The 15,794-nt window shown below is 71.0% G+C and carries 15 protein-coding genes and 1 pseudogene; 9 read left to right on the top strand and 7 right to left on the bottom strand.

Annotated features, from left to right (window positions below):
- Positions 1-32: 32 nt before the first annotated feature.
- Complete coding sequence (locus NIE79_RS28070; protein ID WP_238681436.1) at positions 33-1,010, top strand: aldo/keto reductase; 978 nt, start codon at positions 33-35, stop codon at positions 1,008-1,010.
- Here the strand turns inward: NIE79_RS28070 and NIE79_RS28065 are convergent.
- Positions 1,004-1,768 (bottom strand): YqjF family protein, encoded by a 765-nt coding sequence (locus NIE79_RS28065; RefSeq protein WP_238681435.1) that lies wholly within the window; start codon positions 1,766-1,768, stop codon positions 1,004-1,006. The genes NIE79_RS28070 and NIE79_RS28065 overlap by 7 nt on opposite strands.
- A 37-nt stretch (positions 1,769-1,805) precedes the next feature.
- The gene (locus NIE79_RS28060) at positions 1,806-2,963 is read right to left on the bottom strand and encodes a winged helix DNA-binding domain-containing protein (RefSeq protein ID WP_238681434.1); all 1,158 of its coding nucleotides are present in this window, start codon (positions 2,961-2,963) and stop codon (positions 1,806-1,808) included.
- Between the two features lie 270 nt (positions 2,964-3,233).
- On the opposite strand from NIE79_RS28060, the gene NIE79_RS28055 reads away from it, so the two are divergent.
- The 3 genes from NIE79_RS28055 to NIE79_RS28045 all read left to right on the top strand — a co-directional run bounded on the left by NIE79_RS28055 (position 3,234) and on the right by NIE79_RS28045 (position 5,739).
- A complete protein-coding gene (locus NIE79_RS28055; protein ID WP_238681433.1) occupies positions 3,234-4,157 on the top strand; it encodes an RNA polymerase sigma factor in 924 nt (307 codons plus the stop codon).
- A 114-nt stretch (positions 4,158-4,271) separates the two neighbouring features.
- Entirely contained in the window at positions 4,272-5,156 is an 885-nt protein-coding gene (locus NIE79_RS28050) for an alpha/beta fold hydrolase (RefSeq protein ID WP_238681432.1), read from the top strand.
- Between the two features lie 121 nt (positions 5,157-5,277).
- Positions 5,278-5,739, top strand: coding sequence for a DUF5709 domain-containing protein (locus NIE79_RS28045; protein ID WP_238681431.1), 462 nt, complete (start codon positions 5,278-5,280; stop codon positions 5,737-5,739).
- A gap of 54 nt (positions 5,740-5,793) precedes the next feature.
- Here NIE79_RS28045 and NIE79_RS28040 read toward each other — a convergent pair whose 3' ends face one another.
- The 5 genes from NIE79_RS28040 to NIE79_RS28020 all read right to left on the bottom strand — a co-directional run bounded on the left by NIE79_RS28040 (position 5,794) and on the right by NIE79_RS28020 (position 12,140).
- Complete coding sequence (locus tag NIE79_RS28040) at positions 5,794-7,374, bottom strand: DHA2 family efflux MFS transporter permease subunit (protein WP_238681430.1); 1,581 nt, start codon at positions 7,372-7,374, stop codon at positions 5,794-5,796.
- Between the two features lie 566 nt (positions 7,375-7,940).
- Positions 7,941-9,188: an HNH endonuclease signature motif containing protein gene (locus tag NIE79_RS28035; RefSeq protein WP_238681429.1), complete on the bottom strand. Its 1,248-nt coding sequence runs from the start codon at positions 9,186-9,188 to the stop codon at positions 7,941-7,943.
- 55 nt (positions 9,189-9,243) lie between these two features.
- The gene (locus NIE79_RS28030) at positions 9,244-9,819 is read right to left on the bottom strand and encodes a DinB family protein (protein WP_238681428.1); all 576 of its coding nucleotides are present in this window, start codon (positions 9,817-9,819) and stop codon (positions 9,244-9,246) included.
- Positions 9,820-9,895: 76 nt separating this feature from the next.
- Positions 9,896-10,699 (bottom strand): IclR family transcriptional regulator domain-containing protein, encoded by an 804-nt coding sequence (locus NIE79_RS28025; protein WP_238681427.1) that lies wholly within the window; start codon positions 10,697-10,699, stop codon positions 9,896-9,898.
- A gap of 4 nt (positions 10,700-10,703) precedes the next feature.
- On the bottom strand, positions 10,704-12,140 hold the full coding sequence (locus tag NIE79_RS28020; RefSeq protein ID WP_238681426.1) for an amidohydrolase family protein: 1,437 nt from the start codon (positions 12,138-12,140) through the stop codon (positions 10,704-10,706).
- A gap of 198 nt (positions 12,141-12,338) precedes the next feature.
- Between NIE79_RS28020 and NIE79_RS28015 the strand changes: the two genes are divergently transcribed.
- The 5 genes and pseudogenes from NIE79_RS28015 to NIE79_RS27995 all read left to right on the top strand — a co-directional run.
- Positions 12,339-13,475: a CaiB/BaiF CoA transferase family protein gene (locus NIE79_RS28015; RefSeq protein ID WP_238681425.1), complete on the top strand. Its 1,137-nt coding sequence runs from the start codon at positions 12,339-12,341 to the stop codon at positions 13,473-13,475.
- The gene (locus NIE79_RS28010; RefSeq protein WP_112672888.1) at positions 13,460-14,230 is read left to right on the top strand and encodes a citryl-CoA lyase; all 771 of its coding nucleotides are present in this window, start codon (positions 13,460-13,462) and stop codon (positions 14,228-14,230) included. The genes NIE79_RS28015 and NIE79_RS28010 overlap by 16 nt, the downstream gene beginning before the upstream one ends.
- A gap of 30 nt (positions 14,231-14,260) precedes the next feature.
- Complete coding sequence (locus NIE79_RS28005) at positions 14,261-15,124, top strand: DODA-type extradiol aromatic ring-opening family dioxygenase (protein ID WP_238681424.1); 864 nt, start codon at positions 14,261-14,263, stop codon at positions 15,122-15,124.
- The gene (locus NIE79_RS28000) at positions 15,121-15,483 is read left to right on the top strand and encodes a hypothetical protein (RefSeq protein WP_238681423.1); all 363 of its coding nucleotides are present in this window, start codon (positions 15,121-15,123) and stop codon (positions 15,481-15,483) included. The genes NIE79_RS28005 and NIE79_RS28000 overlap by 4 nt, the downstream gene beginning before the upstream one ends.
- Positions 15,480-15,794, top strand: a pseudogene (locus tag NIE79_RS27995) (quinone oxidoreductase family protein); the annotation flags it as partial. The gene NIE79_RS28000 and the pseudogene NIE79_RS27995, both read left to right, overlap by 4 nt.

Genomic DNA, 15,794 nt, shown 5'->3' with positions numbered 1-15,794 from the left:
GGTCCGTCCGCGCCGGTCGTAGCGTGGGGCGCATGCGAACCACCACGCTGGGCAGCACCGGGCCCGAGGTCGGCGTCATCGGCCTCGGCTGCATGGGCATGAGCCACGGCTACGACATCACCGGCCCTCGCGACGACGACACGTCGGTCTCCGTCATCCGACAGGCACTGGACCTGGGCGCGACGCTGATCGACACGTCGGACGTGTACGGGCCGTACACCAACGAGGAGCTGGTCGGGCGGGCGCTGGCCGACGGTCACCGGGAGCGGGCCGTGCTGGCCACGAAGGTCGGCCTGGTGGCCACCTCGCTCACCGGTGGCCCCGGCAACTCACCGAAGATCGGTAACAACGGCCGCCCGGAGCACATCCGCGCGGCGATCGACGAGAGCCTGCGTCGGCTCGGCACCGACCACGTCGACCTCTACCAGCTGCACCGGGTCGACCCGGAGGTGCCCATCGAGGAGTCCTGGGGCGCGATGGCCGAGGTCGTCGCGGCGGGCAAGGCCCGGCAGATCGGGCTGTCCGAGGTGACTGTCGCGCAGATCGTGCGGGCCCAGGCGGTGCACCCGGTGGCGTCGGTGCAGTCCGAGCTGTCGCTGTGGACGCGCGACCCGTTGACCGAGGTGTTGCCGTACTGCGCCGAACAGGGCATCGCCTTCCTGCCGTTCTCCCCGCTCGGTCGCGGTTTCCTCGCCGGGCGGTTCACCTCGTTCGACGACCTGCCCGCCGACGACTTCCGGCGCGGCCTGCCGCGCTTCCAGCAGGACGCGCTGCGCGCCAACCTCGCCATCGTGGCCCGGGTCCGGGAGATCGCCGACCGGGCCGGCTTCAGCCCCGCGCAGGTCGCCCTCGCGTGGGTGGTCGCCCAGGGTGACCAGGTCATCCCGATCCCCGGCACCAAGACGCCTAAGTACCTGGTGGACAACTGCGCGGCCGCTGACGTGCGGCTCAGCGCGGAGGACCTGGCCGACCTGGACGCGCTGCCCGCACCCGAGGGTGGCCGCTACTGAGACTCCGGCGGCCCGGCACCACGCGGCCGGGCCGCCACCGGCGGGCCGAACCTGACGCCGACACCTGGCGAGTAGAGGGCGCTGACCGGCGGCCCGACCGGTGTCGGCAGCCCGGCGGCGACGATCAACTCGTCATCCAGGTGCAGCACCTCGGCCCGGTGCAGCGGCCAGCTCGGATGCCAGTTCGGCAGGTGCAGCGTGCGCCCGTACGCCCGGGTGTGCAGCCCCCAGCGGGCGGTGACGAAGTGTTCGAGCGCTGTCGGCTCGACGATCCGCTCCCCCACCCGCACCGCCATCCGGCTCGTCGCGCCCGCCGGCCCCGGCCAGCGCCGCCGGCAGCGGTAGCTTCGGCGGTCGCCGTCGCGATCCAACCGCATTGACGACCAGAGGTACGGCAGGCGCAGCGTCGCCCGCGCCACCAGCACCGGCAGCAGGCGGGACGCGTCGAGCGACCGGAACACGACAGCTCGGCGGCCGGCGTCGTCGACCGAGTAGAGCCGGACGTTCGTTTCCCAGAAGGTGCCGAAGTACGGCACCCCCGGGCCACGGCCGAAGCCCAGCCCGACCATCCGGAAACCGATCAGGCCCACGTAGCTGACCCCCTGCACCGTGTCCGGGCGAGTGCCGGCGGGCAGCAACGGCGCGACGACTTCCGGAGCGACCTCCCAGTGCAGGAAGGTCAGGTCCTCCCAGCGCTGACGCAGGAGCGCCCAGGGGAACGCCTGCCGGGGCGCGTGGTCGACCGGTTCGGGGTGCACGCTCCCATCGTGGCCCAGGCGGTGGGCCGGCGTGCCCTCAGGCGTGCGGACCGACACTGACGGTGCCGACGGTCAGCGACGCCTTGCCCTCCAGGATCTCGCCGACCCGCTCGACCTCCTCCCCCAAGGCCCGCTGCTGGACGGCATCGAGCGGCCGCAGCGGCTCGACTGTGACGCGGATCGAGCGGCCAGAGCGGCGTTGATGCCACACGCCGGCGACCACCCCGTTGACCAGCAGCACCGGATAGTTGCCGGCCTGGCCACCGGCGAGCGCCCGCTCGGCGGCGGCACCGGGGAAGAGCCGTTCGCGGGGGTGGCAGCCGACCGCGTACGCATCGAAGTACGGCAGCAGCCGCAACCCGGACGGCTGGTCGTCGGGAAAATCGGTGTCGTCGGCGGACACCCAGGCCGGGGTGCCCTCCACCGTCACCTCGGTGAGGTCCAGCGAGTCGAACAGCAACGTCGCCCACCCCGGCGCCACCGCCAGCCACCGGGCGAACTGTGCCGGGGTGGCCGGACCGTACGCGTACAGGTAGCTGCGGGCCAGGGCGGCCAGGGCGGGGGGACCGGGCATCGGCGCGAAGTCGGGCAGCCACCGGGTCGGGCTGGTGTACGTGCTGACCCGACCACGATTCGGGCCGAAGCAGACCACTCCGGCCCGGGTGGCGGCGGTCATCGCGGCGATCCACCGCGGCCACTTGTCCTGGAACGCCTCCATCACCAGGTCGCCCGCCCACGGGCCGGTACGGGCGACGATCTCCTCGGTCAGCTCGGCGGTGGTCAGGTCGGCGTCGGCGACCGCGTCGGCGATGGCCGCGAGGACCTGCTCGGTCTGCCGGGGCGTCAGCAGGACCACACTCCGCTCCCACGACGGGGCCGGCAACGCGGACAGTGCGCCGACCCACATCGGCAGGTCCGCGGCGGCGAGCAGGTGCACCGTCCCCCGCGGCCCACGGGTCTTGACCAGGGTGCGGTCCGTCCACAGTGCCCGGCGAACCACAGCGCGGGTCGTGCCCGGCACCCGCAGCCCGATGGACAGCTCGGCGGCCGACGCGATCTGGGCGTGCGCGCCGCAGATCGCCGACACCACGTCGGCGACGCGTGTGGCGTCCGGTGCCGCGTTCGCCGCCGGCGTGCGGAGCCGGTGCCGCTGTAGTCGTCGGGCGGACACCTGCGCCCAGCTCAGCTCCGTCATCGCGGGCCCCCGAGGAACGCGCGGACGCCGACCACGCACCACCAGAGGGCTTCGACACGGCAGGTCCTCATGCCGCCCACGCTACGACCGACGTGTGTCACTTTCCGACGACCGCCGTCGGCCTCGGGGCGGTGAGCCGTGACTCTCCCGCAGCATCGGCTCAGAACCAAGACGTTCACGCGTCGTAGGCTGGTAGCGGCGGTGGACACCGAGTAAACCGCCTAAAACCCCACAGAGGGGACGCCCCGGGACTTGCGGGAGGACGTACGCGTGACGCAGAGTGACGGGGAGCTGGTCGTGCTCGCGCAGGCGGGAGACGCGGCTGCGCTGGGGGCGCTGCTGGCCCGGCACGAGGCCGGGATGCGGGCCGTCGCGCTGAGCGTCCTCGGTTACGGGCCGGACGCCGAGGACGCGGTGCAGGACACGATGGTCGTCGCCCTGCGCCGCATCGGCGAGGTCCGCGACCCGAACGCCGTCGGTGCCTGGCTGCGGGCCATCGTCCGCAACAACAGCCGGATGGCGTTGCGCGGGCCCCGAGCCGTCCCGGTCGCCGAACCCGAGTGGTTCACCCGCCCCGCCGACACACCCACCCCGGAGGAGGCACTGGACCGGGCCACGATGCGCGACTGGGTGTGGCACTCCATCGGGCAACTGTCCGAACCTGACCGGCTCGTCACCCTGCTGCGGTACTTCAGCGACGCGTCCTCGTACGAGCAGATCGCGGCCGTGTGTGGCGTGCCGGTCGGCACCGTCCGCAGCCGCCTCAGCCACGCCCGCCGGGCGCTCGCCGGTGGCCTGCGGACGGCGGCGGACGCGGCGCACACGGACGTCGCCGCCGCGAACGACTCGCGGTGGCGGGAGGGCCGCGACATGATCACCACGGCGATGGGCGGCGACTTCGAGCGGGTGGTCCGCGAGAGCTGGTGGCCGGACGCGGAGTTGATCGTGCCTGGCGGCCCGCGCGGTGGCCGGGACCTGGCGATCAGTGGAATGAACCGCGACCTGGCCGCCGGGGTACGCCAGCGGCTGCGCAACGTGGCGGCCAGCGGTGACGTGCTGATCTGGGAGACCGACCTGATCAGCCCACCCGACGACCCGGAGCACTGCCCACCCGCGGCGCTGTGGTTGCAGGTGCTGCGCGAGGGCCGGGTACGCCAACTCACCCTCTTCCACCCCGTCCCGGCGCTGGACTGAAAAAGACTTCCCCGACCGAGCGAACTTTTGCCTCGACCCGCGCATCTGGTCCGTGTCATGCACCAGTTGCCGTGTCGGCGGACGCCGCGCGGGTCTCGGATCGGGAGATAGTTCATGGGTTCCACCAGCCACGACGTCAGCGCCCTCGCACCCGGTGCCCACACGTTCACAGTGGATGGCGTTCGGCAGGTCTACCACGTCGCCGGCACCGGCCCGGTCTGCGTGGCGCACTCCGGCGGCCCGGGCATCGAGTGGGCGTACCTGCGGACGCCCAGCCTTGAGACGCACTTCACAATGGTCTACGTCGAGCCGGTGGGCACTGGCGCGTCGGGGCAGCTCGACAACGCCGACGATTACCGTCTCGACACGTATGTCCGGTTCCTGCACGCCGTCGTCGAGCACCTCGGCGAACCCCGGGTGTACCTCCTCGGGCACTCGCACGGCGGTTTCGTCGTCCAGCGGTACGCGCTCGCCCACCCGGACCGGATCGCCGGCCTCGCCCTGTACGACACCTCGCCCGTCACCGGCGCCGAGTTCTGGGGCGAGGCCATGGCCGGCCTCGCCGCCTACCCGCAGCGGCACCCGGACCGGCCGGAGGCGGCGGCGGTCCCGGCTGCCTTCGCGCAGATCGGCGGCGCGACGGACGACGAGTCGTTGGGGGCCGCTCTGCGCGCCGCGCTGCCTGTGTACTTCGCGGACTTCTGGGGCCGACAGGACGAGTTCGCCCCGTTCCAGGCGGCCGTCCGGATCTGGGCGACGCCGGCCGGAGCGCAGGACCCCACGCCCTTCGACGTGCGGGGACACCTCGCTGAGATCACAGTGCCCGTTGTGGTGATCGTCGGGGCGTACGACTTCATCTGTGGCCCCCGCTGGGCGGAGCAGTTGCACGCGGGGCTTCCGGACTCACGGCTGGTGACGCTGGAGCGAAGCGGACACTTCGCGCACATCGAGCAGCCGGTGGAGTTCACCGACGCCGTGGCGGAGCTGCTGAAGCGTTGACCAACAGCGGCGCCGCCCGCCCCGAGGTCCGTTCGTCACAGCGGGCAGGCCTCGGGGTGCGGGCGCGTTGCACGGTCATAGGCTGAGCGCTTTGCTGCACCGTGACGAAGAGGAGACCGCCGTGAGCCAGACCGAACGGATGGATTCCGTCGACGAGTGGAACGTGGCCGAGGACGACGGCGTCCTGGACGCCTCCGACACCCTCGACGACGACCGGGTCGGCGACCCCCTCGACACCGGCATCATCGCCGAGGACCACTGGACGGCGGCAAACCGGTTCGGCACCACGCCGGCCGAGGAGCGGGCTGGCGAGTCCCTGGCGCAACACCTCGCCCAGGAGGTGCCGGATGTCGACCCGTACGCCGAGGGTGGCGACGACGAGGACGAGCTGACCCGCCGGGGGTACGAGCCGGAGGCACGCGCTGGCCGCCTCGTCGCCTACGACGAGGGCGTCCGAGAGGACGACGAGGCCGAGTCGGTGGCGTGGGACGCCGGCATCGACGCGGGTGCCGCCAGCGCGGAGGAAGCGGCGATCCACCTGGTCGAGGACCCGGACGGGCCCGGCGACGGTCCGTTGCGCTGACACCGTACCCGCCGCGCTCGGCACCTCACCGGGTGCCGAGCGCGGCGGTGTCGGTCAGTGGATGACGACGGGCGTCCGGATCTGCTCGCCCTGCGGGTCGTCGAGCTGCGCCGGCTGACGTCGGCGTGGCAGGAACGCCGCCGGGATGATCGTGAGCACGACCAGCGCGAACGCGACCCAGAACGTGCTGGCGAACGACTTGGCGGCGAAGTCGAGCCCGCGCTCGATGAGCGACGGGTCCACCGGCATCTGCTGAAGCAGCTCCGGCCGCTGCTGAGAGGCGATGGCCAGCCCGGCCTCGGTGACCGGCTTGCCGCTCTCGTCCACCAGGCCGGGGATCGGCCGGGAGCCGTTCAGCTCGTTGGTGAGGATCACCGACATCACGGCAGCGCCGACCGACCCGCCGATCTGCTGGAGGATGTTGACCAGCGTCGAGCCGCGGGCCACGTCGTTGGCCGACAACGTCCGCAGCGCCGACGTCATGATCGGCATCATCGTGCCGCCCATGCCCAGGCCCATCACGAACAGCGACCCACCGAGCAGCCAGTACGAGGTCTGCGGGTCGACCTGGGTGAAGCCGAAGAACCCGACGACGATGAGCCCCAGCGCGAACGGGACGGTGCGCCCGATCGGCACCCGGTCGGCCAGGGTGCCCGCGATCGGCATGGTGATCATCGCGCCGATGCCCTGCGGGGCCATCAGCAGACCGGCGGCCAGCGTCGACTCACCGCGCACCTGGAGGAAGTAGCTCGGGAACAGCAGCCCGGCGCCCATGAACGCGATGATGAACACGAACATCGTCACCGACGCGATGGTCAGGCTGCGGTTGCGGAACAGCCGCAGGTCGAGCAGAGGGTGCCGGGGCTTGAACGAGTAGAGCACGAACGCCACGACCAGCGCGCCGCCGACCAGCATCGGGGCCCAGACCTTGGTCTCGGCGAAGGTGCCCGTCTCCGGCAGGGACGAGACGCCGTAGAGGAAGAGGGCGAGGCCCGGCGAGAGCATGAGCATGCCGACGAAGTCGAACGACTCGGACGGCTCGGGCGCGTCCTTCGGCAGCGCGACCTGCGCGTAGATCAGGGCGACAACGCCGATCGGCAGGTTGATCAGGAAGATCCAGTGCCAGCTCGCGGTGTCGATCAGCCAGCCGCCGAGGATCGGGCCGCCGATCGGCCCCAGCAGCATCGGGATGCCGAGGACGGCCATCAACCGGCCGATCCGGTGCGGCCCGGCCGCCCGGGTCATGATGGTCATGCCCAGCGGCATGAGCATGCCGCCACCGAGGCCCTGAAGGACCCGGTAACCGATCAGTTCGCCGATCGTGTCGGCCATGGCGCAGAGCCCTGACCCGATCGTGAACAGAGCCAGCGCCACCATGTAGAGCCGTTTGGTGCCGAACCGGTCCGCCGCCCACCCGCTGAGCGGGATCACTGTGGCGAGAGCCAGGGTGTAGGCGGTCATGGTCCAGGCGACGCGGGCGTAGGACGCATCGAACTCGCTCTGGAATTTGGGCAGCGCCACGCTGACCACCGTCACGTCGAGGATCGACATGATCGCGCCAATGACCACGACGCCGGCCACCTTGAGCACCGCGCCGTCGAGTTTGTCCGAGGTCGCGAGGGATTGCTGTGTCACTAACTCTCCTGAAGTCGATTGAGCCGGCCGATGGTGGGCGGTGGCGGCGATGCCGCGCCAACCGGGCGCGGGGCGCGAGGTGCCAGGACGACGACGCGCGCAGGAAGACTAACCGCCACCTGTGACGATTCGCCGCCGGATTTCGTGACCGCCCGACCGCGTATCCGATCGGCCGTACGACTGTGGCCGGACGTCGGGGTGGCAATCAACCGGCAGAACCGCGAGCTAGGTGTGTTGCCCAGTGAGGTTGGGGACGCGGCGGTGCGACGGCCGAGCGATCACCGTCGTGAGGGTTGGCGCGTCCACCCACGGCACAGCGGGCGAGGCCGAACCGAGAACCTGCGCTGCTCCCCGGGCACGAGCAAGGGAATCGGGTACGAGATCGCGGCGGAACTGCATGCCGGGCCCTGGTCGCGCGCCTCCCTCCGCCCCGGCAGCTGAGCGGGAGTGGGCCAAGCCTGGTTGCACCCCACCCTCCGCGTCGGTGGCCGTGCGGGAGTGGGGCGTGCTGAGCTGGCCACTCGATCGGCCCGCTGACCGGGGTGATCGTTGTGTGCTGGTGGTGCTCACGTCCGTCGGTGGTAGTGGTTGCGGCGGGGAACCTGTTCGGGGTCGAGCCAGGCCGGTGGCACGAACTCGGGGTGGCCGTCGCCTGCCAGTCGCACGGCCCAGTCGCTGTGGTGCAGGTGCCGGTGGTGGCCGCAGAGCAGGACCGCGTTGGTGAGGCTGGTGTCGCCGCCGTCGGCCCAGTGGTGGATGTGGTGGGCGTCGCACCAGCGTGGTGGTCGGTCGCAGCCCGGGAAGGCGCAGCCCCCGTCTCGCAGCACCAGAGCTCGCCGGAGGGGGCCGGTGATGAGACGACGTTGTCGGCCGAGGTCGAGTGGTTGGCCGGCTCCGCTGAGGACTGCGGGAAGGATGGCGGCGTCGCAGGCGAGGCGGCGCACGGCCTCGGCGGTGAGGTGTAGACCGGTGTCGAGGGCGCCGGCGCCGAGTTGCCGGGTCATCCCGTCGTAGCTGGTGGTGACGACGATCTGGGCGGAATCGCCGCCGTGCTCGGGCAACTCGCCGCTGCGCAGGGCGAGGCGGCACACGTCGCCGAGAGCGTCGTGCCGGCGTTGCCCGGGCGAGCGCTGGTCGTCAGGGCCCGAGGGCGCGATGAGTGGGTCGATGGCGGCACGGAGCAGCCCGGCGGTCTCGGTGTCGAGGACGCCGGTGAGTCGCAGACGGCCGTCGGTGAGGGCGGAGACGGTGAGGTGGCGGTCGCGGGTGGCGCGGCGGACTTCGGCATCCAGTGCGGCTTTGGCGGCGGCGTCGGCGATGTCGGGTGCGACGTGGTCGAGGATGCGGGTGCTGAGTTTGCGTAGGAGAGTGGGATCGAATTGCCCGGCCCACTCGACGAGCACTCCGAGGGCCTTGTCGGCGGCCTCGGGACCGGCGACGGTCTGCACGCTGTCGACCGTGTCGGCGATGACAGGGGCCTGGTCCACGGCGATGTGACCAGCGGCCAGCGCGCGGCGCACCCCAGGATTCCCGGTTTCCAGAACGCTAGCGAGGTCGACGAGGCGGCGGGCGGCCGGAATGGTGAGGCGTAACCGTTCGCGGAGCCAGACCGCTGTGGAGGAGGCACCCTGCGCGGTGGCGGTGCCTCGGCCGTCGAGCTCACGGATCAGAGCCAGTTTCACCGCCGCGAGACGTTGCTCGATGCGGTACGCGGTGTCGAGCGCGGCGATCAGCTCGCCCTCGGGCTGCGCCCACGTGGCCGTATCGGCGCAGGTCGCGATGGCGCGCTCTGCCTGCGTCAAATCATCGACCACGACCCGAACCTAGAACAGCTGTACGACAGTTTTGGCTGCCGAGACCGGCGGAGAACTAGTAGCTGCGCTTGCTGGCGTCGAGGGCAGCCTGCTCCACCCGCTGGTGGTGGTCCAGCCACCATGACTCGTCCACGGGAGGCAGGTTGTCGTTTGTGGGCAGCAGCCCGGCCGTGCCGTCGATGAGTTCACGCACGATGTCGGCGTGGCCGGCGTGGCGTTGGGTTTCCGCGATGACGTGGATCAGGACGTGGTGCAACGTGACCGTCGCGTCGCCCCACCACGGCACCTTGCCCACCTCATGCAGGGCAAGGGCATCGATTGTGGTGTCGGCGTGGGCGATCGCGCGACGGTACAGCGCGACGATCTCCTCGCGGGTCTCATCCGCGCTCGCCCACATGTCGGCGTTGGTCTCCGCCCCGTCGCCCACGTACGGCAACTCCTGCTCGAACGGTCGGCCGAACGCGACGCCGAAGTAGAGGATCTCCATGGCCGCCGAGTGCTTCACCAGACCGAGCAGGTTGGTCGCGGTCGGGGTCAACGGACGCCGAATGTCATATTCGCCGAGCCCGTCGAGCTTCCACAGAAGCGACTCGCGGCCGCCCTTCAGGTAACTGTGCAGGTCTGCCTTCATCGCGGCACTATGGCATCCGATCGGGTGTCGGCGTCGCCCCGGACGATCCGCCGGCCCCGGCGAAACCGATGCTCGTCTAGGCCGTGACCACCGGCACGGCGGCGGTGAGCGCCCAGTCGTGCCCGATGTCGGCGGCCGCGCGCAGCAACCGCGGAAGGTGCTCTTCCCGCAGGGTCTCCAGCGAGGTCTCGGCGGCGTGCACTGTCACGTTGATGGCGGCGACGACCCGTCCGTCGCCGTCGCGTACGCCGGTGGCGACGGACCGTATTCCCGGCGCCAGGTCCTGGTCGGCGAGCGCCCAACCCTTCGCCCGGACCTCGCGCAGCACGGCGTCGAGGTCGCCCGGCGAGGGCTGCCAGCGCGGCGTGATGCCGGAGCGGCTGGGCTCGGCGAGGACGGTCTCCAGCGTGTCCGGTGGGAGGGCGGCGAGCAGCACCTTGCCCATCGACGTCGCGGGCGCCGGGAAGCGGGTGCCGATGGTCACGCCCAGGGTGACGATCTTGGGGACGGCCACCCGGGCGACGTAGACGATGTCGCTGCCGTCGAGCTGGGCCATCGAGGTCGACTCGTTGGTCTGGGCGACGAGTTTCTCCATGTGCGGCCGGGCCACGTCCCACATGTTCAGCGCGTTGACGTACGCCATCCCCAGCTCCAGGACGCGCGGGGTGAGGGTGTGGCCGCGGCCCACCGCGCGGACGTAGCCCAGCGATTCGAGCGTGATGAGGATGCGCCGGACGGTGGGGCGGGCCAGGCCGGTGGCGGCGGCGAGTTCGCTGAGCGTCATCGAGGGGCAGGCGGGACGGAAGGAGCGCAGGACGTCGAGGCCACGGGCGAGAGCCTCGATGAAGTCGGGCCCGGCGCCCCTTCCGTTGTCACTCATGTCCTTAATGCTTCCATTGCGCCGACCCGGCGTCCCACTCGGTGTACTGGTACGGGTTCTCCAGGATCGCGGTCTCGGGGACGTCCGGGTTCATTCCCCGCTGCCACGCCTCCTCCCCCATCGTCTCGCGCAGGTGATCGATGGTCGACGCCACAGCGGCCCGCGCGGCGGCGAGGTCGACGCCGACGAGGCGACCGTCCCGCTTCACGACCCGACCACCCACCAGCACTGTGTGCACGTCGGCACGCTGGGCCTGGAAGACGACGTGACCGTGCGGGTTCAGGATCGGGAACATCGCCGGCGAGGCGTCGTTCTTGATCAGGACGACGTCGGCCTGACGGCCGGGGGTGAGCGCGCCGATAGTGGCGTCCATGCCGAGCGCGCGGGCGCCGCCCCGGGTGGCCCACTCGACGACCTGCTCGGCACGCAGGTGGCAGTGGGTGATGGTCTCCTGCTTGGCGTGCGCCTCCAGGTGCTCCCGGGAGCGGTCCGCGCCGAGCGTGCTCCGCATCGCGGAGAAGAGGTCGCCGCTCCACCACACGCTGGTGTCCATCGACAGTGACACCGGGATGTCGTGGTGGCGCAGCTGCCAGGTGGGTGGGTAGCCCTGGCCGGCGCTCTGCTCACTCTCGGTGGAGACGGAGACCGAGCCGCCGGTCGCGGCGATCCGGTTGTACGAGTCCTGGGTGAGCGTCGCCGCGTGCACGTACACGGTCGAGGGGTTCATGAACCCGTTCTCGTGCATCAGCCGGATGCCGTCGTCGTTGGTGGCGCCCCACACGCCCGCGTGGGTGGTCACGGCGACGCCCAGCTCCCGGGCCACCTCGAACGCGGCCCGTTCGGGGAAGGCGGGGTCGCCGGTGACGTCGAACGCCAGCTGGAAGCCGGCCAGCTTGCCACCGTCGACGCGACGGCGGTGGAAGTCGCGGAACTCCGGCGAGGTGGCCCACTCCCACGGCCCCTGCTGGATGTTGCCGTAGGCGAGCACGAACCGTCCGTCGACCGCCTCCAGGGCGTCCACGGCGGCGTCGGCGTGCTCGGGTGTCTGCAACCCGTGCGACCAGTCGACAGTGGTGGTGACGCCGGCGTCGATCGCCTCGATCGCGCCGAGCAGGTTGCCGGCGTAGACGTCCTCGGGCCGGAACAGCCTGCCGGACTCGAGGTAGTACCAGACGAAGTACTGGGTCAGGGTCCAGTCGGCGCCGTACCCGCGCATCGCGGTCTGCCACAGGTGCCGGTGGGTGTCGACCATGCCGGGCATGAGGATGCCGTCGGTGGCGTCGATCTCCAGGGCGTCGTCGGGTGCGGTGAGGCCGACGCCGACCTGCGCGATCCGGCCGCCGATGACCAGCACGTCGGCGCCGGGCAGCACCGTGTGCGCGTCGTCCATGGTGAGAACCAGGCCGTTACGGAAGACCACCGGCCGGTCGGTTGCGCTCATTCGCCACCCATTCCTTTCGGAGTACGAGGGGAATCCGGACTGTTGTCCGCTGTGCGGCCAGCCCGAGTGGCGCAAGTGTGGTCCCGGTCACGAAGCGTGTCAAGAGTGCGGCCTCGCTTCACGAATGCACCGTTGACACACCCCGTGCGGTATCGCAAGCTGTCCCGGCGGACAGGTGTCCGCAGAACGGGCGGAAAAATGGTGCAGCACTCGACAGGCCCACTGGCCGGCCTGCTCGTCGCGGACTTCTCCCGGATCCTCGCCGGGCCGTACGCGACGATGCTCCTGGCCGACCTGGGCGCCCAGGTGATCAAAGTGGAGAGTCCTGGTGGCGACGACACCCGCACCTGGATGCCGCCCACCCGCGACGGGGTCTCGACGTACTACCTCGGCATCAACCGCAACAAGCGGTCGATCGCCCTGGATCTCAAGAAACCCGACGACCTGGCCGCCGCCCAGGAGTTGGCCCGCCGCGCCGACGTGCTGATCGAGAACTTCCGGCCCGGTGGCCTCGCCCGGTTCGGCCTCGACTACGACACCGTCACCGCGAACAACGACAAGATCGTGTACGCGAGCATCAGCGGCTTCGGCACCGGCGCAGGTAGGGACTTTCCCGGCTACGACCTCATGGTGCAGGCCATCTCGGGCCTGATGAGCCTCACCGGCGACCCGGACGGCTCGCCGTACCGCGCCGGGATCTCCGTCTTCGACGTGATGGCCGGGCTACACGCCAGCATCGGCATCCTCGCCGCGCTGCACCACCGTGGCGAGACCGGACGAGGCCAGCACGTCGAGGTCAACCTGCTCAGCTCGGCGCTGTCCGGGTTGGTCAACCACTCCAGCGGCTACGTCGCCGGCGGCACCGTCCCGTTCCGGATGGGCAACGCGCACCCCAGTCTCTTCCCGTACGAACCACTGCCCACCGCCGACGGCGAGCTGATCGTCATCGCCGGCAACGACGGGCAGTTCCGCAAGCTCTGCCAGGTGCTCGACCTGCCCGAACTACCCGACGACCCGCGCTTCGGGCGCAACCAGGACCGCACCGCCAACCGCGAGGAGCTGCGACCGCTGCTGGTGCAACGGCTCGCCCAGCGCACCAAGGACGAGTGGTTCCGCGACCTGCTCGCCGCGGGCGTCCCCTGTGCGCCGATCAACACCATCGACGGCGGTGTGGCGCTCGCCGAGGAACTGGGGCTCGACCCGGTCGTCACCGTCGGCGACGTGCCCGGTGTCCGCAACCCCATCACCTTCTCCGACACCCCGGCCCGCTACGAGCTGCCGCCGCCGGGGCTCGACGAACACGGCGAGGAGATCCGCGCGTGGCTGAAGAACTGAGCTTCCCCACCGGGATCGGCACCTCCGACCCGACCACCATCTCCCTGCTCGGGCAGGACCTGGCCGCCGACCTGATGGGCACCGTGGGCTTCGGCGAGCTGGCGTACTGGCTGGTCGCCGGCCGCCGTCCCACCCCCGGCGAGGTACGGGTCTTCGAGGCGGTGCTGGTGGCCCTCGCCGACCACGGCTTCACCCCGACGGCGATCGCCGCGCGGCTGACGTACCTGTCCGCGCCCGAGTCGTTGCAGGGCGCGCTGGCCGCCGGCCTGCTCGGTGGCGGCTCCCGCTTCCTCGGTGTCACCGAGGACTGTGGACGCTTCCTCGCCGACACGCTCGCACAGGCCGGCGAGGTTACCGACTACGACGCGGTGGCGCTCGACGCGGTCACCCGGGCCAAGCAGGAACGTCGACTGGTCCCCGGGCTCGGGCACCCCGTGCACAAGGAGCAGGACCCGCGCACCCCCGTGCTGATCCGGATCGCCACCGAGGAGGGTCTGCACGGCCCACACCTGCGGCTGTTCGAGGCGATCGGACGCGTCCACCCGCAGGTGCTCGGCCGCACCCTGCCACTCAACGGCGCCGGAGTCTGCGGGGCGGCCCTCGCCGACCTCGGGCTGCCGGTCGAGATGCTGCGCGGTTTCGCCCTGCTGGCACGCGCGGCGGGGCTGCTCGGGCACCTCGCCGAGGAACGACGACGACCGCTCGGCATGGACATCTACCGCACCGTCGACCGCAACGCCGTCTACGAACCCTGATCTCCTCCTCCACCCCCGAAAGGAGCGGGAATGGCCTCCATCGTCGCTGTCATCGCCTCCACCCACCACCCCTTCTACTACCGGGCCAGCACCGCCGCCGGCGAGGATCGACCGCCGTTCGCCGACGAGTGGACCCGCAAGATCCTGGCGTTCCGGGAGACGCTGACCCGGGCCCGGCCCGACGTCCTGGTGATGGTGGGCTCCGACCACTTCCACCAGCTCTGGCTGGACAACATGCCGCAGTTCCTGGTCGGCAAGGCGCCCTTCTACGACGCCAACTGGTACAACGAGGAGCGCGAGTTCGGGCTGCCCCGGATGCTGCTCAAGGGCCAGGAGGACCTGTCCGGGCACATCCTGCGGGCCGGGCTCGACGCCGGCTTCGACCTCGCGTTCAGCAACGAGCTGCGCATCGACCACAGCATCACCTGCCCGATCATCACGCTGCGGCCCGAGGCCGACCTGCCGATCGTGCCGATCTACACGAACATCTTCGCGCCGCCGCTGCCGCAGCCGAAGCGCTTCGTCCAACTCGGGCAGAGCATTCGGGACATCGTCGAGTCGTGGCCGTCGCACCTGCGGGTGGCCGTCATCGGCACCGGCCACCTCTCGCTGGAGCTGGGCGGCCCCCGGCAGTTCGGCCCGCACGGCCCGGACCCGGAGTTCGACCAGCGGGCCGTCGAGTGGATCGCCAACGGCGACCTGGACGAGTGCCTGCGCGAGGTCACCCTGGACAGCCTGCACTCACCGGGCAACGCCACCCACGGCTTCATGGACTTCATGCTGATGATGGGCGTGGCCGGTGCGGGCGTGAAGGCCGACTACGTCGACACGCTCGACCTGTTCCACACCATGGAGGCGTACTTCACCTGGTACCCGAACGGAGCGCCGACGTGAGCAAGTATCTGCTGAACAAGTTCCTCTTCATGGTCGACCGGGACGCGGAGCTGGTCGAGCGCTACCGCAGCGAGCCGCGCGAGCTGGTCGCCTGGTGGGAGGCCGAGTGCGCCAACACGGTGCTGAACTGCCACACCGGCGAGGCGAGCACCTGGCTGCGCTTCGACGACGCGGAGCGCGAGGCGTTGGCCACCCATGACCACGTGAAGCTCTTCGAGCTGGGCGCGCACCCGTTCCTCACACTGACCCTCTTCATCGCCCTCTTCGAGCGGGACAACACCGAGCCGTTGGAATACCAGAAGTCCTACGGCGCGCGGCTGGCCCACTTCTCGATGCCCTACCCGGACATCGCGACGTGATCCGCGCGGCAGTGCTCACCACCTGCGGCGCCGCACCGACGATCGCCGAGCGGCCGGCGCCCGTGCCGGCCGACGACGCGGTGGCGGTCACCGTCGAGGCCGTGCCGATCACCCCGCTGGACGTGCTCTGCGCCAGCGGCACCAGCTACTTCGGACCGCCGAGCACCCCGTACGTGCCGGGTGTGCAGGGGGTCGGTCGGCTCGGCGACGGCACCGCGGTCTGGTTCGGCACGTCGGCCGGGATGCGCCCCGGTGTCGACGGCAGCATGGCGACAGCGGTCACCGTGCCGACAGTCGACGTGGTGGCGCTG

Source organism: Micromonospora trifolii (assembly GCF_022229005.1).
Taxonomy (GTDB): domain Bacteria; phylum Actinomycetota; class Actinomycetes; order Mycobacteriales; family Micromonosporaceae; genus Micromonospora; species Micromonospora trifolii.
This window is presented reverse-complemented; position numbering and strand designations above follow the sequence as displayed.